This window comes from Roseinatronobacter sp. S2, assembly GCF_029581395.1.
GTDB lineage: Bacteria > Pseudomonadota > Alphaproteobacteria > Rhodobacterales > Rhodobacteraceae > Roseinatronobacter.
In genome coordinates this window covers 2,659,904-2,681,209 of sequence record NZ_CP121113.1, presented here as the reverse complement: position 1 = coordinate 2,681,209, position 21,306 = coordinate 2,659,904, and the positions used below count along the sequence as shown (strand labels likewise).

The 21,306-nt window shown below is 60.8% G+C and carries 20 protein-coding genes; 11 read left to right on the top strand and 9 right to left on the bottom strand.

Annotated elements, in window-relative coordinates:
- Positions 1 to 52 precede the first annotated feature (52 nt).
- The 4 genes from P8S53_RS12860 to P8S53_RS12845 all read left to right on the top strand — a co-directional run bounded on the left by P8S53_RS12860 (position 53) and on the right by P8S53_RS12845 (position 4,092).
- Positions 53 to 1,141, top strand: coding sequence for a polyamine ABC transporter substrate-binding protein (locus P8S53_RS12860; RefSeq protein WP_277804368.1), 1,089 nt, complete (start codon positions 53 to 55; stop codon positions 1,139 to 1,141).
- Positions 1,142 to 1,214: 73 nt separating this feature from the next.
- Positions 1,215 to 2,348 carry an ABC transporter ATP-binding protein gene (locus P8S53_RS12855; protein ID WP_277804367.1) on the top strand — a complete coding sequence of 378 codons (1,134 nt, stop codon included), beginning with the start codon at positions 1,215 to 1,217 and terminating at the stop codon, positions 2,346 to 2,348.
- Positions 2,349 to 2,449: 101 nt separating this feature from the next.
- Positions 2,450 to 3,292: an ABC transporter permease subunit gene (locus tag P8S53_RS12850; protein WP_306417930.1), complete on the top strand. Its 843-nt coding sequence runs from the start codon at positions 2,450 to 2,452 to the stop codon at positions 3,290 to 3,292.
- Positions 3,292 to 4,092 carry an ABC transporter permease subunit gene (locus P8S53_RS12845; RefSeq protein WP_277804365.1) on the top strand — a complete coding sequence of 267 codons (801 nt, stop codon included), beginning with the start codon at positions 3,292 to 3,294 and terminating at the stop codon, positions 4,090 to 4,092. The genes P8S53_RS12850 and P8S53_RS12845 overlap by 1 nt, the downstream gene beginning before the upstream one ends.
- 280 nt (positions 4,093 to 4,372) lie before the next feature.
- Here P8S53_RS12845 and P8S53_RS12840 read toward each other — a convergent pair whose 3' ends face one another.
- The 9 genes from P8S53_RS12840 to P8S53_RS12800 form a co-directional block, all read right to left on the bottom strand.
- Positions 4,373 to 4,954 carry a murein L,D-transpeptidase family protein gene (locus tag P8S53_RS12840; RefSeq protein WP_277804364.1) on the bottom strand — a complete coding sequence of 194 codons (582 nt, stop codon included), beginning with the start codon at positions 4,952 to 4,954 and terminating at the stop codon, positions 4,373 to 4,375.
- A gap of 94 nt (positions 4,955 to 5,048) precedes the next feature.
- On the bottom strand, positions 5,049 to 5,828 hold the full coding sequence (locus tag P8S53_RS12835; RefSeq protein WP_277804363.1) for an ion transporter: 780 nt from the start codon (positions 5,826 to 5,828) through the stop codon (positions 5,049 to 5,051).
- Positions 5,829 to 5,882: 54 nt separating this feature from the next.
- Positions 5,883 to 7,097 carry a class I SAM-dependent RNA methyltransferase gene (locus P8S53_RS12830; RefSeq protein ID WP_277804362.1) on the bottom strand — a complete coding sequence of 405 codons (1,215 nt, stop codon included), beginning with the start codon at positions 7,095 to 7,097 and terminating at the stop codon, positions 5,883 to 5,885.
- A gap of 50 nt (positions 7,098 to 7,147) precedes the next feature.
- Complete coding sequence (locus tag P8S53_RS12825; RefSeq protein WP_306417929.1) at positions 7,148 to 8,980, bottom strand: ABC transporter ATP-binding protein; 1,833 nt, start codon at positions 8,978 to 8,980, stop codon at positions 7,148 to 7,150.
- Between the two features lie 121 nt (positions 8,981 to 9,101).
- The gene (locus P8S53_RS12820) at positions 9,102 to 10,238 is read right to left on the bottom strand and encodes a CCA tRNA nucleotidyltransferase (protein ID WP_277804360.1); all 1,137 of its coding nucleotides are present in this window, start codon (positions 10,236 to 10,238) and stop codon (positions 9,102 to 9,104) included.
- Positions 10,226 to 10,837, bottom strand: coding sequence for a CoA pyrophosphatase (locus P8S53_RS12815; protein ID WP_306417806.1), 612 nt, complete (start codon positions 10,835 to 10,837; stop codon positions 10,226 to 10,228). The genes P8S53_RS12820 and P8S53_RS12815 overlap by 13 nt, the downstream gene beginning before the upstream one ends.
- Entirely contained in the window at positions 10,827 to 11,768 is a 942-nt protein-coding gene (locus P8S53_RS12810; RefSeq protein WP_277804358.1) for an Hsp33 family molecular chaperone HslO, read from the bottom strand. The genes P8S53_RS12815 and P8S53_RS12810 overlap by 11 nt, the downstream gene beginning before the upstream one ends.
- Positions 11,769 to 11,860: 92 nt before the next feature.
- Complete coding sequence (locus P8S53_RS12805; RefSeq protein ID WP_277804357.1) at positions 11,861 to 12,838, bottom strand: hypothetical protein; 978 nt, start codon at positions 12,836 to 12,838, stop codon at positions 11,861 to 11,863.
- A 132-nt stretch (positions 12,839 to 12,970) separates the two neighbouring features.
- Positions 12,971 to 14,341 (bottom strand): L-serine ammonia-lyase, encoded by a 1,371-nt coding sequence (locus P8S53_RS12800; RefSeq protein WP_277804356.1) that lies wholly within the window; start codon positions 14,339 to 14,341, stop codon positions 12,971 to 12,973.
- Positions 14,342 to 14,515: 174 nt separating this feature from the next.
- Here P8S53_RS12800 and P8S53_RS12795 point away from each other — a divergent pair, with 174 nt between their 5' ends.
- The 7 genes from P8S53_RS12795 to P8S53_RS12765 all read left to right on the top strand — a co-directional run bounded on the left by P8S53_RS12795 (position 14,516) and on the right by P8S53_RS12765 (position 21,289).
- Positions 14,516 to 14,905 (top strand): cytochrome c, encoded by a 390-nt coding sequence (locus P8S53_RS12795; protein WP_277804355.1) that lies wholly within the window; start codon positions 14,516 to 14,518, stop codon positions 14,903 to 14,905.
- A 79-nt stretch (positions 14,906 to 14,984) separates the two neighbouring features.
- Positions 14,985 to 15,773 carry a ribose-5-phosphate isomerase RpiA gene (gene rpiA / locus P8S53_RS12790; protein ID WP_277804354.1) on the top strand — a complete coding sequence of 263 codons (789 nt, stop codon included), beginning with the start codon at positions 14,985 to 14,987 and terminating at the stop codon, positions 15,771 to 15,773.
- Between the two features lie 9 nt (positions 15,774 to 15,782).
- Entirely contained in the window at positions 15,783 to 17,150 is a 1,368-nt protein-coding gene (gene gorA, locus P8S53_RS12785) for a glutathione-disulfide reductase (protein WP_277804353.1), read from the top strand.
- Between the two features lie 81 nt (positions 17,151 to 17,231).
- Positions 17,232 to 18,362, top strand: a complete 1,131-nt coding sequence (hflK, locus tag P8S53_RS12780) for an FtsH protease activity modulator HflK (RefSeq protein ID WP_306417805.1) — start codon at positions 17,232 to 17,234, stop codon at positions 18,360 to 18,362.
- The gene (hflC, locus tag P8S53_RS12775) at positions 18,362 to 19,366 is read left to right on the top strand and encodes a protease modulator HflC (RefSeq protein ID WP_277804351.1); all 1,005 of its coding nucleotides are present in this window, start codon (positions 18,362 to 18,364) and stop codon (positions 19,364 to 19,366) included. The genes hflK and hflC overlap by 1 nt, the downstream gene beginning before the upstream one ends.
- A 12-nt stretch (positions 19,367 to 19,378) precedes the next feature.
- Positions 19,379 to 19,579: a DUF2065 domain-containing protein gene (locus tag P8S53_RS12770; RefSeq protein ID WP_277804350.1), complete on the top strand. Its 201-nt coding sequence runs from the start codon at positions 19,379 to 19,381 to the stop codon at positions 19,577 to 19,579.
- A 234-nt stretch (positions 19,580 to 19,813) separates the two neighbouring features.
- Entirely contained in the window at positions 19,814 to 21,289 is a 1,476-nt protein-coding gene (locus P8S53_RS12765) for a Do family serine endopeptidase (RefSeq protein ID WP_277804349.1), read from the top strand.
- Positions 21,290 to 21,306: the final 17 nt, after the last annotated feature.

Below are 21,306 nucleotides of genomic sequence, written 5' to 3'. Positions count from 1 at the left end.
GAAAGCGCAAGATGATAAAACAGCGCTTGCCCGTAGCAGGGAGACGCAATCCATGACAAACCGTTTTATTCTTGCAGTCAGCGCTGCAATGGCCCTTCAGGCCGGAAGCGCAACTGCAAACAGCATTAACGTCTTCAACTGGTCCGATTACATCGCACCTGATACGATCGAAAAGTTCACCGCAGAAACCGGCATTTCCGTCAATTACGATGTGTTTGATTCCAATGAAACACTGGAAGCGCGGATGCTGGCAGGGTCTTCAGGGTTTGACGTGGTGGTGCCGACATCCGATTACATGCAGCGCCAGATCATGGCGGGTGTCTATCAGCCGCTGGACCGCGATCTGTTGCCCAATCTGGACAATATGGACGCTGACCTGATGGAACTGGCGGCGGCCTTTGATCCGGGAAATGAACATTCGGTCATTTATCTGTGGGGCACAACGGGCATCGGCTATAACGCGCAAGCTGTGGCAGACCGTCTGGGCGACGATTATGTCGTCGACAGCTGGTCCATTCTGTTTGACCCAGAAAAGGCGGCGCTGTTTCAGGATTGCGGCATTGCTTGGCTGGACACCGAAAAGGAACTGATCCCGCCCGCGATGCGCTATCTGGGGCTGGACCCGACCTCGACCTCGGAGGAGGATTTCAACACCGCAGCCGATATGCTGATGCAGGTCCGGCCCACGGTGCGCTATTTCCATTCCTCGCAGTATATTTCCGATCTGGCCAATGGCGAAATCTGCCTTGCGGTCGGGTGGTCGGGCGATGTGCTGCAAGCGGCGGAGCGCGCGTCTGAAACCGGCCAGAGTTTCGAGGTGGGCTATGCCATTCCCGATGAAGGGGCGCATTTGTGGTTTGACATGCTGACCATTCCGGTTGATGCCCCCAACCCTGAAGGGGCGCATGCCTTCATCGATTTCATCATGGATGCGCAGATTGCAGCGGATATTACCAATTATGTGATGTTCCCCAATGCGAATGCGGCATCGACCCTGTTTATTGACGAAGATGTGCTGAACGATCCGACCGTCTATCCGTCGGACGCCGCGCGCGCCGGGTTCTGGACATTGCAGCCCTATGACAACCGGACCGAACGGATAAGCACGCGCCTGTGGACGCGCTTGCGCACGGGCCAGTAAATCCGGTCGCCGCGTCTGCACAGGCTGTGTGGTCGCGGCGCATTTCCCTTTGGTGCTTGTTCGGGAAGACTGCATGCAAAAACCAGCAATCGCTGCCGATACAAGACCCTGGCTTAGCGCAGGGGCACAGCCATTCATTTCCGTGCAGGGGCTGGTCAAGCAGTTTGCCGATTTCACCGCCGTGTCTGATGTCGATCTGGATATCTATAAGGGTGAATTGTTCTGCCTTCTGGGTGAATCCGGCTGCGGGAAATCCACGCTTTTGCGCATGCTTGCGGGGTTTGAAATCCCGACCCAAGGGCGCATCATGATTGACGGTGAAGATATGGCGCGCGTGCCGCCGGACCGCCGCCCCACAAATATGATGTTCCAGTCCTATGCGTTGTTCCCGCATATGAGTGTGGAAAAAAACGTGGCCTACGGGTTGTTGCGCGAAGGGCTGGGCAAGCGCGAAGCCTATGCCCGCGCGGGCGAGATGTTGAAAATGGTCAAGCTGGAAAAACTGGCGCGGCGCAAACCCGACCAGTTGTCGGGCGGGCAGCGCCAGCGTGTCGCGCTGGCGCGCGCGCTGGTCAAACGCCCGAAGGTGTTGTTGCTGGATGAACCGCTGGGCGCATTGGACAAGAAACTGCGTGAGGAAACCCAGTTTGAACTGATCAAGATACAGGAAAGCCTTGGGGTGACCTTTATCGTGGTGACCCATGATCAGGACGAAGCGATGACCCTTGCAACCCGTATCGGGGTGATGAAGGACGGGATGATCGCGCAAATCGGTGAACCGCACGAGATATACGAGCGGCCCAATTCCCGCTTTGTTGCCGACTTTATTGGCACGGTGAACCTGTTTGACGGCAAGGTAGATGCTGTTGCCCCTGATCTGATGCGTATTGAAACCGCGGAACTGGGACCAGTGCTGTTGCCGCCGCAAACCGGGTTGACGCGCGGCCAGCAGGTCTGGGGGGCGGTGCGCCCCGAACGCTTTGCCCTGTCGCGCCAGAAACCCGATGGCGCGCATAATGCGTGGCACGGCGTGGTCGAGGATCTGGGCTATATCGGCCATATGACGCAATACCGCATCCGGCTTGAAAATGGCCGCCTGATCCGCGCCAGCCAGTCCAACCGCTTGCGCGACGAAGACCCGATTTCTTGGGATGAACCCGTCTGGATCAGTGTGCAGCCCGCAGCCTTCAGGGTGCTGACCGAATGAGTGCGGGAAAAATGATCACCGGCTCTGCCCCGTGGCGCGGCACGGCCTGGGCTGTGGGCAAGCTGGGCCTGTCTGGGCGCACGCTGGTGATTGCCATTCCCATGCTGTGGCTGCTGGTGTTCTTTCTGGCCCCGTTTTTCGTGCTGGGGCGTATTTCGCTGGCCGAAGCCATCATTGCCCGCCCGCCCTATACGCCCATGTTTGAACGTGGTCCCGACGGGTCGCTGGAGATTATTGCCAGTCTGGAAAATTACCGGTTTTTGCTGACGGATGCGCTGTATCGCAACGCCTATCTGTCCTCGATCAGGATCGCGGCAATCTCGACGGTATTTGCGCTGCTGATCGGTTATCCGATGGCCTATTTCATTGCCCGCGCGCCAGAACCGCGCCGGTCTTTGTTGCTGCTGCTGGTGATCCTGCCATTCTGGACCAGTTTCCTGCTGCGTGTGTACGCGTGGATGGGGTTTTTGCGCACCAATGGCGTGATCAACAACATGTTGATAGGGATGGGCGTGATTGATCAGCCGCTGGTCATGATGCAGACCGATTTCGCGGTCTATATCGGCATTGTCTATACCTATCTGCCCTTCATGATCCTGCCGCTATACGCCAATCTGACCAAGCTGGACGGCGCGCTGCTGGAAGCGGCAAGTGATCTTGGGGCCTCGCCCGTGGTGACGTTTTTCACGGTCACCCTGCCGCTGTCCCTGCCCGGTATTGTGGCGGGGTCCATGCTGGTCTTCATTCCTGCCATCGGGGAATATGTGATCCCTGCGTTGCTGGGCGGGCCGGATACGCTGATGATTGGCCGTGTGTTGTGGGACGAGTTCTTTGGCAGCCGCGACTGGCCTGTGGCATCGGCGGTGGCGATTGTCATGCTGGTGCTGGTGGTAGCACCCATCATGTGGCTGCAATCGGTGCAAAACCGGCGGGGGGCAGACTGATGCGGGGATGGTTCCTGCCTGTGGCGGTGCTGCTGGGGTTCATTTTTCTATATGCGCCGATCATTTCGCTGGTGGTGTTTTCCTTCAACGATTCGCGCCTTGTGACGGTATGGGGCGGGTTTTCGACGCGGTGGTATGGCGAATTGCTGAATGACCGCCAGATCATGGGCGCAGCGTGGGTCAGCCTGAAGGTGGCGTTTTTCAGCGCCACACTGGCCACAGTTATCGGCACGCTGGGCGCGTTTGTTCTGACACGATTCAGCCGCTTTACGGGCCGCTTGCTGTTGACCGGCATGATCACGGCACCGTTGGTCATGCCCGAAGTCATTACCGGCCTGTCGCTGTTGTTGTTGTTCATCTCCATGGAACTTACCCTTGGCTGGCCCGCCGGGCGCGGCATGGTCACGGTGATCATTGCCCATACGACGTTTTGTGCGGCGTTCGTGGCCGTGATTGCGCAATCGCGGCTGCGCAGCATGGACGAATCGCTGGAAGAAGCCGCGCGCGATCTGGGGGCGGGGCCGGTGCGGGTGTTTTTCGATGTGACCTTGCCGGTGATCGCGCCTGCGCTGGTGTCGGGCTGGTTGCTGGCCTTCACGCTGTCGCTGGATGATCTGGTGATCGCCAGTTTCGTGACAGGGCCGGGGGCATCGACCTTGCCGATGGTCATTTTTTCCAAGGTGCGGCTGGGGGTCAGTCCGGATGTGAACGCGCTGGCGACAATCATCATCGGGTTCGTTTTCGTGGCGGTTCTGGCCGCAGGCTGGCTGATGCGCAAGCAGATGTCGAAAGGGCTGTAGGGGCGTGGGCGTACAGGGCTGGTTGAAACTGGCCTTTTGCGGTTATTCGCGCTTGGATAAAGCCCGCGCCAGCGGTGGGCCGGGGTCTGCCGATCCGGCGTTGGTGAAGTTCACTTTATACGGGCTGCATATTCCCAAGATCATAGGCTTGGCGTGTCACTTGCCAAATCGGCAGGCCGCGGGACGGCCCACCGATGGCGCGGCGGCCTGCGGCCTTTGCTCCGCGCCTCTGGAAACTTCAACGCCCCCTTCAGGCCAATAGCCGCCCGCGCGCTGAACCTTAACGGTTCCAGAACCGCAATCTGGCAGGGGCCATGCCGCGCCCCGGTTTTGTAGATGCCGCCAGCATGGGCGCGGGGCCGGGGCTGATATGGATGGGGGTGCCATCGCGCACCATGGCATAGATGTCTTCCATCTCGTGGTCGCTGACGGCTATGCAGCCATCTGTCCAGTCCCCGCGCGCATTCTGGAATTGCGGGCCGCGCCCGTGAATGAAGATATCGCCGCCCGGACGCCAGCCATTCTCAAGCGCATGTTCCTTATCCGCTTCATTGGGGTAATCCAGCCCGATGGACAGATGGAAGCGGCTGTTGGGGTTGCGCCGGTCGATGATGTAATTGCCTTCGGGTGTGCGGCGGTCGCCTTCGCGTTCCTTGTGCCCGTAAGGATTGCCGCCCAGATCCACCTCGAACACGCGCAGCAAGCGGTCATAATGCCACAATTCCATGCGGCGGCTGGCCTTGTAGACCATCACCTTCGTCACTTCCGGGCCATTATAGGTGCGGAACTTGCTGGGCTTTGTGGAACATGCCGCAAGCGCGACCAGCACCGTCAAAGCTGCGATCAAACGAAAAAACTGCATTACTGCCTCTGGCTTTTCTTGCAGCATTGCCTGAAAAGCGCGATTCTGCCAAGCTGTTTTGCAGTTTTGATCACGCAACCGTGTCAGTCCGGCCTCAGGGTTTGTCCTGCTCGTTCAGGCGGTTTTCGATGGCCGCAAGGCGCCGCAGAACCTCGTCGCGGTAATCTTCGGTCGCCTGATTGCTTTCGGCGGCATGCGCATCCTGCATGGAATTGACGATCAGACCGACCAGCAGGTTGACCACGGCAAAGGTCGTCACCATGATAAACGGCACAAAGAACGCCCATGCATAGGGGTAGGTTTCCATCACAGGGCGGACAATGCCCATCGACCATGATTCCAGCGTCATGATCTGGAACAGCGTATATCCCGAATTGCCCAGATCGCCGAACCAGTCGGGAAAGCTGTCCTTGAACAGTTTGGTGGCCATGACCGCGCCGATGTAAAACAGCATCCCCATCAGCAAAAACACCGACCCCATACCGGGCAGGGCCTTGATAAACCCTTCGACCACGCGGCGCAGATTGGGGCTGACCGACACCACGCGCAGCAGGCGCAGAATACGCAAGGCGCGCAGCACGCTGAAGGTTTGTGCACCGGGCACCAGCGCAATACCGACAATCAGAAAATCAAAGACATTCCAGCCCGACCGGAAGAATGACAACCTGTGCGCGTAAAACTTCAGCGCGATTTCCAGCACAAAGATCGTCAGACACAATTTGTCCAGCGTCAGGATCAACGGGCCAGCAGCCCCCATCAGGGTGTCTGATGTTTCCATGCCCAACAAAACGGCATTGAACACGATGACCCCGATAATCCCGTTGCGCACCCATGCCTGTTCCAAAAAAGCGGCGGTCTTTTCGCGGCTGAACATTGTCTTTCCCCAAGTCACTGTCGTTGCAAGGCCCTGTCTGCTGGCTGCGATATGCTATCTCACGAACTGGGCTGCAAGCTCCACATGGGGGCTGAAACGAAATTGATCGACAACCTGCACCCAATTCAGGCGATACCCGCCCTGTATCAGCACTTTCGCATCGCGCGCGAATGTCACGGGGTTGCACGACACGGCTGCAATTACGGGCACGCGGCTGTTCGCCAGTGCCTTTGCCTGCGCTTCTGCACCCGCGCGGGGCGGATCGATGACCACAGCATCAAAGCGCGCCAGATCTTCCGGCAGGACAGGGTTGCGGAACAGATCGCGGGTTTGCGTGGTGATCCGTTTCAGACCAACAGCCTGCCGCCAGCCCGCATCAAGGGCATGCAGCATGGCCCCGTCACTTTCAATCGCGTGGATTTCGGCGCGTTCGGCCAGTGTCAGGGCAAATGTGCCGCAGCCCGCAAACAAATCCGCCACCTGACTGGCTGGCCCGACCGCATCCGCGACTGCGGCTTGTAGCGCGGCTTCGGCGGGTTTGGTGGCTTGCAGGAATGCGCCGGGTGGCGGCGTGACACGCGCCCGCCCGATGGTGTGAAAGGGGGGCTGTTCCTGCGCAATCACCTCGCCCTCCCATGCAAGGCGCGCAAGGCCTGCTTGCCCCGCCCATTGCCCCAGCGTCGCGCGCACAGGCCCGTCCGGTGCCTTGCCGCCTGTCACGGCCAGATCAAGCCCCGCTTCGGATATCGTCAGCGACAGCGTCAACTCGCCCTTGCGCGACCCTTCGCGCGCGGTCAGATCTTCCAGCATTGGCAAGGCGGCAATCAGGGCAGGGTGCAGGATCATGCAATCGGGCACAGCCGTCAGCACGTCCGACGCGCGGGCATGAAAGCCCACCAAGGCCCCGTTTCGCAGCCGTCTGCCTGCGAAACTTGCGCGGCGGCGGCTGTGCAAGGGCGAGATATGGGGCGCGCGAAACGGGGCCTCGATCCCTTGTGCAGACAACGCGTGCCGCAAGATGTCCTGCTTCCAGTCGGTGACGAACTCTTCGCGCGCATGTTGCACGGCGCAGCCGCCGCAATTGCGGTAATGCGGGCAGGGGGCCTTTATGCGCTGGTCTGACGGTGTGATAATGCGCGGCGCGGCCATGCGCCCGCCTGCAACATCCCCTTCAACCACCTCTCCGGGCAGGGTGCGGGGCACGAAAACCGGGCCTTCGGCAATGCCATCGCCTTGATGGCCCAGTCGGGTGATGGTCAGTGTGGCCATGGCAGGGGGGTATCCGCTATTGCTGAAGTCCTGTGCCAGATACGGTGCGCTTAGGCTGCTGGCAAGTCATCATCGCAGCCCAGAAAGCCCCCCGACTGCCGTTCCCAGAAACGGGCATAGGTGCCGCCCCTGGCAAGCAACTCGTCATGGGTGCCCTGCTCGACAATACGCCCGTCATCCAGCACGATAATGCGGTCCAGTTGCGCGATGGTCGACAGCCGGTGCGCGATGGCCAGAACGGTCTTGCCTTCCATCAGCGGCTCCAGTGCGGATTGAACGGCTGCTTCCACTTCTGAATCAAGCGCGGATGTTGCTTCATCCAGCACCAGAACGGGGGCATCTTTCAAAAATGCGCGCGCAAGGGCAATTCGCTGGCGCTGCCCGCCCGACAGGCGCACGCCGCGTTCGCCCAGATGCGCATCATACCCCTTGCGGCCTTCATGGTCCTGCAAGTCTTGTATGAAGTCATGTGCTTCTGCGGCGCGGGCGGCCGCTTCGACCTGCGCGCGCGTGGCCTCTGGCTTGCCATAGCGGATATTTTCAAAGGCAGAGCGGTTGAACATGGCCGTTTCCTGCGTGACCATGGCGATATTACGCCGCAGGCTTTCCTGCGTCAGCGCGCGAATGTCGTGCCCGTCCAGCGTGATGCGCCCCCCTTCGACATCATAAAGCCGCAGCAGCAGGGCAACCAGCGTGGATTTGCCCGCACCCGATGCGCCCACAATTCCGATTTTTTCGCCTGCGGGGATATGCAGCGACATTTCCGTGACGCCACCAGTGCGCCGCCCATATGCGAAATCCACACTGTCCAGCCGTATATCGCCCGTGGCACGGCCAAGATCGACCGCATCAGGCGCATCGGTCAGATCGGGGGCGGGGGTCAGGGTTTTCATGCCGTCCTCAATCTCGCCCAGATTGCCGTAGATGGCCATCAGCACGAAACTGACCCAACCTGTCATCTGCGCGATGCGAATGGCCACGGCACCGGCAGCGGCAATCCCGCCCGGTGTTGCCGCGCCAATCGTCCAAAGCCAGATCGTGCCGCCGATCAGCAGCACCGGCAACAGCCCTGCCACCGCCATCAGCCAGAACCGGAACAACGCCTGCACTTCGCCGAATTCTATGGCGCGGTTGCGGAAAATGCCCATCGCGTTCAGCGCGGCGCGATCCTCAAATTCGGCATGGGCGAACAGTTTGACGGTTTTGATATTGGTGATGGTATCGACCACTTGCCCGCTGACCTGCGCGCGCGCGCCTGCCCGTGCGCCTGCGGATTTGCGGACCTTCGGCAGGAAATACCGGATCAGCGCCAGATACCCCACCATCCATAACGCCAGCGCAAACGCGATGCGCAGATCAATCGTCAGCAGCAGCACCACAGACCCGATGATCGATGCCAGCGCGAAGGCCATCGTGTTGATCGTTTCATTGGCAACATCGGTCAACGCGCGCGCGGTCTGCACCTGCTTTTGCGCGATACGGCCTGCGAAATCATTGTCAAAAAAGGTGACGGGCTGGCCCAATGTCCAACGGTTCAGGCGCGATTGCACCAGCACATAGACATTGGGCTGCACCACAATCGCATTCGCTGCCGATGACAACCCGAAGGCCATCGGGCGCAGGATGATGAAGAACACCACAAACCCTGCAATCAGCGCCAGATGCTGGCCAAAAAAGCCCGCAGGCCCGGTGTCCACGACCGCATCAATAATCCAGCCCATCAACAAGGCCGACACAACTTCCGTCGTGCCAACAAGGGCGGAAATTGCAGCGGCCAGCAGCAAAACCGGCCATGCCCCGCGCACCGACCACAGGATAAACCGCCACAGGCTATGGGGTGGGGCCGTGTCGGCAGGGGCGAATGCGTCAATCAGCCCCGCCAGCCACTGTGTGCCATTGGCCCCGTGCAGGGCGGTCTTCGGCGGTTCTATGTCGGTTCGTTGCAGCACATGGCCCCTCATTCGCTTTTGCAAACATATAGGGGCAGGCGGGGGCGTTGGCCAGTCAGCCCAGCAATTCCTTGCGCGTCAGCGCCAGATCAGACGCAAGCCAGCGGTCTTCCAGCGCTTTCAGGCACGCGCCCAACGCGCGGCCTTGCAGATGCGGCAGATCGCACGCGCGCACGGGAAAACGGGCAGCCCCCCCACGGCGCAATTCGGCCTGCCAGTCGGGCGGCAGCGGGCTTTCCATCAGCGCCGCGCGCGCCACAATAACATCCGCGCCCAGATCAGTGCCCAGCCGGTAGCCAAGCTGCGCGGCAGTTTGCAGCGTAGCAATGGCCGCGCGCATCTGGCCCAGATGGCGCGACTCCGCGCGCGTCAGGCGCAGCCGGTCGCTGTCACCGCCAAGGACCAGCAGGCGGCGCAACCACCGCGGCGGCATGTCCCCTTCCAGATGGATCAGGCGGGGCAGCGCCTGCGTATCCGCGCCCGCGACCACCTGCGCCAGAACCCCGCAATGCGCCATGGCAGCTATGGCGGGTGCAGGGTCGGGTGCGCCCAGCAGTTTGCGCATTTCCGCCCCGATGCGTTCCGCCGACAACTGGCCCATGCCTTGTGCGCCGCGCGCGCAGGCGTCCAGCGCGTCGGCGTCCAGTCCTTGTGCAGGGTCGCCATATTGGGCGTGAAAACGGAAGAACCGCAAAATGCGCAGGTAATCTTCATGAATGCGGGCGCGTGCATTGCCCACAAACCGCACACGCCGCGCGCGCAGGTCGGCCATGCCCCCCAGCGGGTCGGTGACATGGCCGCGCGCATCGGCATAAAGCGCGTTCATGGTGAAATCACGCCGCGCCGCATCCTGTGCCACATCACTGGCAAAGGCCACGGTCGCATGACGGCCATGGGTGTGCACATCGCGGCGAAAGGTTGTCACCTCGAACCCTTGGCCATCCACAACAAGGGTGATGGTGCCATGCGCAAGCCCTGTCGGCACCGCGCGAACCCCCACCGCCTGCGCCAGGTCCGTTACCCGTTCGGGCCGTGCATCGGTGGCGATATCCACATCGGTGACATCCACGCCCAGCAGCGCGTTGCGCACGCAGCCGCCCACCACAAATGCCTGATGCCCCGCATCCGACAACAGCGCCAGCACAGTTTGCGTGCGCGCATCCGCCAACCATGTGCCGCCTATGGTTTGCATTGGTCCATCCTGTCTGCCAGCCCGCGCAGAATACGCGCAGTCGCCCCCCAGATGTAATAGGGTCCCCATGGCACAATATAGAAATTCCGCCATGTGCCGCGCCAGATGCGCCGCTCTATGCGGAAACGCGCGGGGTCGGTCAGGTGCGACAGCGGCGCGCAGAATATTTCGGCCACTTCGCCGGGTTCGGGGCAGGGCGTGAAATCGCGTGTGAGTTGCGCCACAATGGGGGTGACCTGAAAACCGGTGACGGTTTCATGCGGCGGCAGACGGCCCAGAACCTCTACAGCACCGTCTGGCAGGCCAATTTCTTCGCGCGCTTCGCGCAGCGCCGTGTCCACGGCATCACGATCATCCGCGTCCTGCCGCCCGCCGGGAAAGGCAATCTGCCCCGGATGATGGCGCAGATGCGACGCGCGCTTGGTCAGAATGACCTGCGGGCCAGCCGGTCCATGCTGAATGGCCACCAGCACAGATGCAGGCCGCAACACGCGGTTTTCGGGCAGGACAACCGCAGGGTTCAGGTCAAAATCGCTTGACGCCCCCACATCGCGCGCGGCCAGCGCCGCGCGCAGATGCAAGCTCACCTCAGCCGCCATTGCCTTCAAACCCAAGGCTGGCGGGGTCCAGCGTGTAATGCGCCCCGCAGAACTGGCAATCTGCGGTCACGGTCCCTTCCGGTGTGGTCATGGTGGCAATATCCTTGGCAGAATAGATCGACAGCGAATTGCGCACCTTTTCTTCGGAACATGAACAGCCGAAATGCACGACCTGCGGGTCAAAGACGCGCGGCAGTTCTTCATGAAACAGGCGCAGCAGCAAGTCCGGCGGCTGCACTGTCGGGCCAATCAGTTCCAGTTCCTCGACCGTGTCCAGCAACAAATTGGCGCGGCCCCAATCCTCGGCCAGGGCGTCGCGTTCGCGCGGGGCGGCCCCCGATGCCTGTGGCATATGCTGCAACATCACACCGCCTGCGCGCCATTTTTCATCCTGCCCCGGCAGAACCGACCGCCCGAAGGACAGCGCAAAACGCGTCGGCAGCTGTTCGGACTGCTCGAAATAGGCTTCGGCGCAATCGGTCAGCGATGTGCCTGACAGCGGTGTGATGCCCTGATAGGGCGTCATGCCCTTGCCCTGATCAATGACAATCGCGAAATAGCCCCGCCCGATCTGGACAAACGGGTCAAGGTCGTCGCGCAGCCGGTCGCGGTCGAAACTGGCATAGGCGCGGATGTGCGCAGGCGCACCATCCGCTGTGGGGGCAATGTAATCGGTGGCAATCAGGCGCACCGGCCCGTCGCCGCGAATTTGCAGCGACAGCCGCCAGCGCAGCTTGATGGTCTGGCCGATCATCGCGGTCAGCAAGCAGGCTTCTGCGACCAGCGTTTCCACAAGTTCGGGGTAATCATGGCGCGCCAGAACGCGTTCCAGCGCGGTGTCCAGTCGCGCCACCCGCCCGCGAATGTCGCTTAAATCCAGTTGAAACGGCAAAACCGTGTCGTCCCAGGCGATCTGGCCCCCGATACTCATAGCAGTGTTCCTTGCATGTCCTTCGCCATACGCGTGCCCGTATGGCATTTAGCCCCGTCATATAGGAACCTTTGGCAAATGGCCAAGGGGGGTCAACGCACCCAGTCACCCGTCTCGCGGATCATGCTTTGCAATTTGCCATAGGTTTGCGGCAGATGTGCGCGGTCAATGCATGCGCGCAACTCCCGCCCCTGATGCTTGAATACCATGCGCCGGAACGACACATACTGATTGAAAATATCCCATAGATGCGGGGCACCCGTGACCTGTTCCAGCACCTCGATCGCAGCATCACGACCTGTGGCATACAGAACCGGCAGCGCGCGGTAATGAACTGACAGCGCCCCGTCCAGCCCTGTGTGCGTATCCGGCCGCCCGCCGGCAAGCTTTGCCACGACCAGCGGCAGCGCAATCTGGTCCAGCCACGGATAAAGCGCCTGTGTGGCCATGGTGTCAGGGGGGCTGGCGGCAATGTCGGTGGCATAATGCTGGAACAGCGTGCCAAATTCATGCGGGCAGGGGCCAGTGAACCAGCCTGCGTTGAAATACATATAGCGCCGCCAGTCATCTGCGCCAAAGCGCGTGTCCAGCGTGGGCGTTATATCCAGCCCGAACCGGTCATAGAGCGCGCCCCAGATTTCGGCAAACCCCGCCCCGTATAGCGATATGCGCGGCCATGTGGGTTCGACCTGTAGTGACGCCGTTGCGCGCGTGCCATCCAGCCTGTCCAACGGGCCGGTAATCAGCGTGTCCGTGTCGAAAAACACGAACGGCGCGCCCTTCGGCAGCAGGTGCAGGGCTTCGATCTTGTTGCCATTGGGATAGGCCGCGCCCCAGATGCGGTTGTGCAGCGGCACAATTTCGGCACCAAGCGCGCGCAATTCCCGCCGGATCGCGGGGCGGCTGATGCGGGGGTCATCTTCCCATAGCGGGCCGGGCTGCGGTTCGGCCACGATCAGGCGCAAATCGTTGTTTTGCGGAAAATGCCGCAGCGATGCGGCAAACAGCAGGGCTTCATATTGCAGCCGCCCGTGCTGGGCGATGATCAGAATGTTGCGAATGGCTGTCACGGGCAGGGGGCCTTGCTGTAATCAGATGACCCTAACGCGTGCCGTGCCATCGCGAAAGCCCTTTCATCTTGCCAAAAATACTCCGGGGGTGCAGGGGGCAGCGCCCCCCTGCGTCAGCAGTCTGGAATCGCGTCAGCAATTCGGGATATTGACGGCCAACCCCCCAAGCGCGGTTTCCTTGTATTTTTCCGACATATCGGCCCCTGTCTGGCGCATGGCCTCGATACAGTTGTCCAGTGGCATGAAATGCGTGCCATCGCCGCGCAGCGCCAGACTGGCCGCTGACACCGCCTTGATCGCGCCCAATCCGTTGCGTTCGATACACGGCACCTGCACCAGCCCCTTGACGGGGTCACAGGTCATGCCAAGATGATGCTCCAGCGCGATTTCGGCTGCGTTTTCAATCTGCGCGGGGCTGCCGCCCAGAACTGCGGCCAGCCCCGCTGCCGCCATGGCCGCCGCCGACCCGACTTCTGCCTGACAGCCGCATTCTGCCCCTGAAATGGACGCGTTATGCTTGATCAGCCCGCCGATTGCCGCTGCGGTCAGCAGGAATTCATCCAGCCGTGCCGCGCTGGCACCGGGCACATGGTCCAGCCAGTAGCGGATTGTCGCGGGCACCACGCCTGCCGCGCCATTGGTGGGCGCGGTCACAACCTGCCCGCCAGCGGCGTTTTCTTCGTTCACGGCCATGGCATACACGCCGATCCAGTCATTGATCGTATGCGGCGCAGTCAGGTTCAGGCCCTGTTCGGCAAGCAGTGCTGTCATGATTCCCTTGGCGCGTCTGCGCACGCTCAGCCCGCCGGGCAACGTGCCTTCGCCACTCAGCCCAAGGGTGATGCAGTCATTCATAACCTGCCAGATGCGGCGCAGCCCGTGGTCCAGCTCGGACGGGGTGCGCAGTTTCAGCTCATTGGCGCGTTTCATGGCCGCGATGCTTTTGCCCGATGCGCGCGCCATTTCAAGCATTTGCGCGGCAGTCTCGAACGGATAGGGGAATTCGGCCGCAGGCGCGGGCGGCGGGGCGCCCAATTCATCCCTGGTCACAACAAACCCGCCCCCGATAGAGAAGTAGGTTTCTTGCGCAATCACATCGCCCTGCGCATCTGTGGCCATCAGAACCAGCCCGTTTACATGGCCGGGCAGGGGTGGCCCGTAGTCAAAGACAAGGTCGGTGTCGGGTGCAAAGCGCAACTGCCCCAGACCGGGCGCATCAACTGTGCCGGTGCGCGCGATCTGCGTCAGTGTGCCCTCGGCGCGCGCGGCATCATAGGCGTCGGGGGTGAAGCCCGCAAACCCCAGAATAACCGCGCGATCGGTTGCGTGGCCAACGCCGGTGAATGCAAGCGAGCCGTGCAGACGGGCACGCAACCCCACCACGCCAAATGGCAGACCGCGCAAATGGTCCAGAAAGCGCGCGGCGGCGAGCATCGGCCCCATTGTATGTGACGATGACGGGCCGATGCCTATCTTGAACATGTCAAACACGGACAAAAACATGTCGGGGGCCTTTGTGTTGGTTGCGCTGTCCAATATGACAGCTATGCGATGCGCTGGCCATGGGGCGGGTGTGAAGCGACATGTTGCGTGCGCTTTTTGACATCGTGGCAGGTGCCGTGGCATGGGATTGACCTGAATCATTGCCCTGCCTGCGATTTCTGCCAAGATGCAGGCATGATGATGCATTTCAAAAGATCTATAGCTGTGCTTGCCGTGCTTTTTGCGGCAGGCTGTAGCCCGTTTGCAACCCCGCAGGCAGGGCGTGCGCTGTATAATCAGAACTGTGTCGCCTGTCATGGCGCGGACGCGCGCGGCGGCGCGCAGGTTCCTGACCTGACCACACTGGCGCGGCGGCAGGACGGGGCGTATCCGCAAACCTTGGTTCTGGACAAGCTGGACGGGTATGCGCGCGGCCAAACCGCTTATGCAGGGGCGGAAATGCCTGAATTCGGCCATTTGCTGACAGGGCGGCTGACACGGGTTCAGACAGAACGCGGCCTGTCGCGCCCGCTGCCTGAACCTATTGTCGCGCTGGACGCCTATTTACAGTCGATTCAGCAATAGGATTCTTGCGGGCGATTTGCCCTTAAAACTCGGTCACAAACCGCCTATAAGGCCGGAAATGATGTGATGAGGGCTTGCCATGACCGACCAGCTTACCCCTGTTGACCGCGCCAAATTCGCGGCCGCCCATTGTGCCGCCGATTTTGTGCAGGACGGCATGCGCGTGGGGCTTGGCACCGGATCGACAGCCGCGTGGCTGGTGCGGCGTCTGGGGCAGCGCGTGCGCCAAGAAGGGCTGCGCATCATTGCGGTGCCCACATCCACGCGGACATCGCAACTGGCGCGTGAAGTGGGTATAAATGTTGTCTCGCTGGATGAAGCGCGCTGGCTGGATCTGACGATTGACGGGGCGGATGAATTCGACGCCGAACTGACGCTGATCAAGGGCGGCGGCGGGGCGCTGTTGCAAGAAAAGATTGTGGCCACCGCGTCAGACCAGATGATTGTGATCACGGATGCCGCCAAGGAAGTGGCCGCACTGGGTGCGTTTCCCCTGCCGGTCGAGGTGATTCCCTTCGGCTGGCAGGCGTCCAAGGCACTGGTCGAGGAAATTCTGGCATCCATGGATGTGATGGGGCGGCAATCCAGTCTGCGCATGAACGGGGACCGGCCTTACATGACAGATGAAGGGAATTATATTCTGGATCTGGCGCTGGGGCGCATCGGCAACCCGCGTCAGCTGGCGATGGTGCTGAATCAGGTTCCGGGGGTTGTGGAAAACGGATTGTTCGTGGATATCGCAGATCAGGTTATTATTGGCCACGCGGATGGCAAATGTGAAACCCGCGATTTGTCCAGCGGGGTTGCCGAAGTGACAATGTCGCAGGCCGATCTGGCCGACACGCGTAATATATTCAGCGATCTGTAAGGGACGGCCATGAGCTTTGACTATGATCTTTTTGTAATCGGTGGCGGGTCGGGCGGCGTGCGTGCCGCGCGTATTTCCGCATCCGAATACGGGGCCAAAGTCGCACTTGCCGAAGAATACCGCATGGGCGGCACCTGTGTCATTCGGGGCTGCGTGCCCAAGAAACTGATGGTCTTTGCCTCCGGCTTTCCGGGGGCGGTTGCGGATGCGCAGGCTTACGGGTGGGATGCGACCATTGGTGCGTTCGACTGGCAGGCCTTCCGCGCCCGCTTGGATGCGGAACTGTCGCGGCTGGAAGGGATTTACCGCGCCGGGCTGGACCGCGCGGGCGTGACGGTATTCGACAGCCGCGCCACACTGGCCGACGCGCATACCGTGCAACTGGCCGACGGGCGCACCGTGACTGCGCGCCATATCCTGATCGCAACAGGCGGCACGCCGGTTGTGCCGAAAAAATGGCGCGATATGGGGGCGATGACATCGAACGACGTGTTCCTGATGGACCGTATGCCCAAATCCATCCTGATTGTGGGCGGGGGCTATATTGCCAGCGAATTTGCCTGTATCTTCAACGGACTGGGCGTGAAAACGACGCAATTTTACCGCGGCGCGCAAATCCTGCGCGGCTTTGACGAAGAAGCGCGCGGCCATATCTCGGATGAGATGTGCGCCAATGGCGTTGATCTGCGTCTGGGAACCGACATTCTGGAAATGGAACCCCGCGATGATGGCACCACTTGGGTCAAATCCACGACAGGACATGACGGAACCTATGATGCCGTGATGTTCGCCACGGGGCGCAAACCCAATTCTGAGGGGCTTGGGTTGCAGGCGCTGGGCCTTGATCTGGCACAGGGCGGGGCAATACCTGTCGACAAGTTCAGTCAGACCGCTGTGCCGTCGATCTATGCTGTGGGCGATGTCACCGACCGTGCCAATCTGACACCGGTTGCCATTCGCGAAGGGCATGCGTTTGCCGATACCGTGTTCGGGGCCAAGCCCACATATTTCGACCACGGGCTTATTCCGACCGCGGTGTTCACACAGCCGGAATTCGGGACAGTGGGCCTGTCGGAAGAAGATGCGCGCGACAAAGGGCCTGTAAATGTGTATGCTGCGGCTTTCCGCCCCATGCACAGCCTGTTCGCGGGGCGACAGGCACGCGCGTTGATGAAACTGATCGTTTGCGCGCGCAGCGACAAGGTTCTGGGGTGTCACATTGTCGCGGATCATTCAGGTGAAATGATCCAGCTTGCCGGTGTTGCCATTGCTATGGGGGCAACCAAGGCTGACTTCGACCGCACCTTGGCTGTGCATCCGACCATGGCGGAAGAGCTGGTAACGATGCGCACGGTCACGCGATCTTGGGGTGACTAAGCGGTAACAAAGGGTTGAATTCGCGGTGGCTGATGCCACCTTGTAAGATAAATAATCGCAATCAAACAAAATGGAGTCCAGATGTCTGGAAACAACGGTGGACCTTGGGGAGGCGGCGGCAATCGCGGCAGCGGTAACCGCGGCAATAACGGGAATGGCGGGCGTGGCTCAGGTGATCAGCCACAAATGCCTGAAATCGATGAAATCGTCAAAAAAGGCCAGGAACAGCTGCGCGTCCTGATGGGCGGCGGTCGTGGCGGAAATGGTGGCGGTCGCGGAACCGGCGGTCCGGGCTTTTCAAAGCGCGGTGTGCTGCTGGGGCTGGTCGCGCTTGTGGTGATGTGGGCGGTTGCGTCCTTCTACACAGTGCGCCCGGAAGAGCGTTCTGTCGAATTGCTGTTTGGCCAGTATTACAAGACCGGTGGCCCCGGTCTGAACTTTGCGCCATGGCCGGTGGTGTCGCATGAAGTTGTGCAGGTCACGACCGAACGTGTGACCGAAGTGGGCACAGGGCGCAGTGCGTTGGACACGGGCCTGATGCTGACCCGCGACGAAGCGGTGGTTGATATCGAATTTCAGGTGGTCTGGAACGTGACCGATCCGGCGCGCTTCCTGTTCAATCTGGCCGACCCGCGTGAAACCGTGCGTGCCGCATCGGAATCCGCGATGCGCGATATTATCGCACGTTCGGAACTGTCGCCAATTCTGAACCGCGACCGTGGTTCGATTGCGGCCGATCTGCGTTCGGCTGTGCAGGGCTTGCTGGACAGCTACGAATCCGGGATTTCCGTCATTCGTGTCAACTTCGACAAGGCCGACCCGCCAGAACAGGTGATCAGCGCCTTCCGCGACGTGCAGACAGCACGTCAGGAACGCGACCGTCTGGAACGCGAAGCTGATGCCTACGCAAACCGCGTTCTGGCGCAGGCACGCGGTCAGGCAGCACAGGTTCAGGAAGAAGCCGAAGGGTATCGCGCCGAAGTGGTCAACAACGCCCAGGGTGAAGCCGCGCGCTTTGTCTCGGTCTATTCCGAGTATGTGAACGCGCCGGAAGTCACCCGCAAACGCATGTATCTGGAAACCATGGAACGCGTTCTTGGCGACATGAACCTGACCATTCTGGACAATGTGACGGGCAGCGAAGCGGGTGGTAGCGGCGTCTTGCCATACCTTCCCCTGAATGAACTGTCCCGCCAGAGGAGCACCAACTGATGAAAAAAGCAGGTATTATACTGCCGATCGTGGTCGTGGCGATTGTCACCGCCTTTTCGGCATTGTTCATCGTTGACGAGCGCGAGAATGTTCTGGTGCTGCAATTCGGTCAGGTCCGGCAGGAAATCAGCGAACCCGGTCTTGGGTTCAAGATTCCCTTCATTCAGGAAGTCGTGCGCTATGATGCGCGGATCCTGGGTCTGCAAACCCAGCCGCTGGAAGTCACGCCGCTGGATGACCGCCGACTTGTGGTCGATGCGTTCCTGCGCTGGCGTCTGGAAGATGTCAGCCGCTTCCGCGAAGCTGTCGGTGTTGACGGTGTGCGCGCTGCACAAGGCCGCATGGACCGGATCATGAACGCCGCCATCCGCGAGGTTCTGGGGTCTGTGCCATCCAACACTGTGTTGTCCGAAGACCGGACATCGCTGATGAACCGCATCCGTGATCTGGCGCGCCGCGAAGCGCTGTCGCTGGGCATTGACGTGATCGACGTGCGCCTGACCCGCACCGACCTGCCGCAAGAGAACCTTGAAGCGACATTTGCGCGGATGCGTGCGGAACGTGAACGCGAAGCCGCAGATGAGCGTGCACGCGGGAACGAAGCTGCGCAGCGCGTGCGTGCGCTGGCCGACCGGACCGTGGTGGAGCTTGTCTCCTCTGCGCGGCGCGAGGCAGAGATTGTGCGCGGTGAAGCAGACGCCGAGCGTAACCGCGTCTATGCCGATGCGTTCAGTCTGGACCCGGAATTCTTTTCATTCACCCGCTCCATGCAAAGCTATGAGCGTGCGTTGCGTGGGGATAATTCCACCATGGTCCTGCGTCCTGACAGCGAATTCTTCAACTTCCTTCGTGGTGACGGGATGACACAGGCTATTCTGGACACCGCAGATGCGGCAGCAGATGAAATCGCCCGCGACCCCGATATGGTGCGCCAACGCGCCCCTGAACCGGATGCGGAAGAACCGGATGCCGTGCGCGAACTGGAAGCCATCATTGGCAACTAAGGGGCGCATCTGGTGACCATATGGACACTGGTTCTGGCCCTTGGGCTGGTGCTGATCTTCGAGGGGCTGGTATTCGTACTGGCCCCTCGGCGCATTGAAGAATTGTTGCGTATGTTTGCGGATCTGCCCGTTGAAACCCGCCGCCTGATCGGGCTGGTCGCATTGGCGTTCGGGGGGGTGCTGGTCACTTTGGCGCGGATGATGGCCGGCTAGTTCAACTGGCACACTGGTTGAAGTGGCGCCGATCATTTGCCGGACCGTTTTGCGCAAGACCCAGTGGCAGGGAACGGGTGGTATTCCACCGCACACCCAAGCTGACATAATTTCACATATGATTGAAAAGCTGACACATAATTTGCGTTTGTACACTTCGACTTTATCTATTCCTGTATGATAGTCAAAATCGACATGCCGTCCGCAATCCGTATCCGAGAGGGAGCGAAAGAAATGATCTCACGCGCCGCGCAATCTGCCTTGCCCCGGCCAGCAGGGCTGTATGGCCTGAAGCTGCTTACGTTGGCATTTATCCTGTTGATGTCCCAGCTTGCCGTGCTGGCCGCGCAGGAACGCCCTGAAAGTTTTGCAGATCTGGCCGAACGTGTCAGCCCCGCTGTCGTGAATATCACCACGACAACGACGGTGGCCGCACGACTGGACGAAGGTCTGCCGCGCCTGCCCGAAGGCTCCCCGTTCGAAGATTTCTTCCGCGATTTCTTTGACGCCCCGGAAGGGCAGAACCGCAACCGGTCGCGCCAAAGTCAGGCCCTGGGTTCGGGGTTTGTCATTTCGGCCGACGGGTATCTGGTGACAAACAACCACGTTATCGACAGTGCAGATGAAATCCGGGTGGAGTTTTTCTCGGGGCTGGAATTGCAGGCCGAACTGATCGGCACCGACCCCGCAACTGACATTGCACTTCTGAAGGTCGAACATGACGAGGATCTGCCATTCGTGCCATGGGGCGATGCGGAAACCGCGCGCGTGGGCGATTGGGTGATCGCTGTCGGCAACCCGTTGGGGCAGGGGTTTTCGGTCAGTGCGGGGATTATTTCCGCGCGTGGTCGTGCGCTGCAAGGCAATTATGACGACTACATCCAGACGGATGCCGCTATCAACCGCGGCAATTCCGGCGGCCCGCTTTTCGATATGAATGGGGAAGTGATCGGCGTGAACACGGCCATCCTGTCGCCTACGGGCGGTTCCATCGGCATCGGGTTTGCGATGTCGTCCAATGTTGTGGTCAATGTGGTCGAGCAATTGCGCGAATTTGGCAGCACCCGTCGCGGGTGGCTTGGTGTCCGCATTCAGGACCTGAATGATGATATGGCAGAGGCTATCGGCCTTGAGCGTGCCGAAGGTGCAATGGTGACCGAAGTCATGGATGGCCCGTCACTGGAAGCTGGCATGCAGGCGGGTGATGTGATCTTGCGCTTTGACGGTGGTCGCGTGGCAGATACACGGATGCTGGTTCGCCGTGTGGGCGAAGCACCTGTTGGCAGCGACGTTGAAGTGGTCGTCTTTCGCGCGGGCGAGGAAGTGACGCTAAGCGTCGTCCTTGGGCAACGCGAACTTGCCGAAGGCACTGCGGCCCCAGATACGGATTCCCAACCGCAGGATCTGGAACCATCCAGCGTTCTGGGCATGGAATTGCAGGGCCTGACGGACAGCTTGCGCACCGAACTGGACCTGCCCGCAACGGCGCAGGGGCTGATCGTGCGTTCGGTCGATTCCGACAGCGATGCCGCGGCAAAAGGGGTGCAACCCGGTGATCTGATTACAGAGGCCAACCAGCACGCTGTCTCGACCCCCGAAGAGCTGCACCAGCGCGCAGAAGAAGCGCGCGAGGCCGGGCGCCGGTCCTTGCTGGTGTTGCTGCGCCGTGGCGGTGACCCGCGCTTTCTGGCGCTGTCACTGGACGATTAAGGCACGGGTATGCGGGC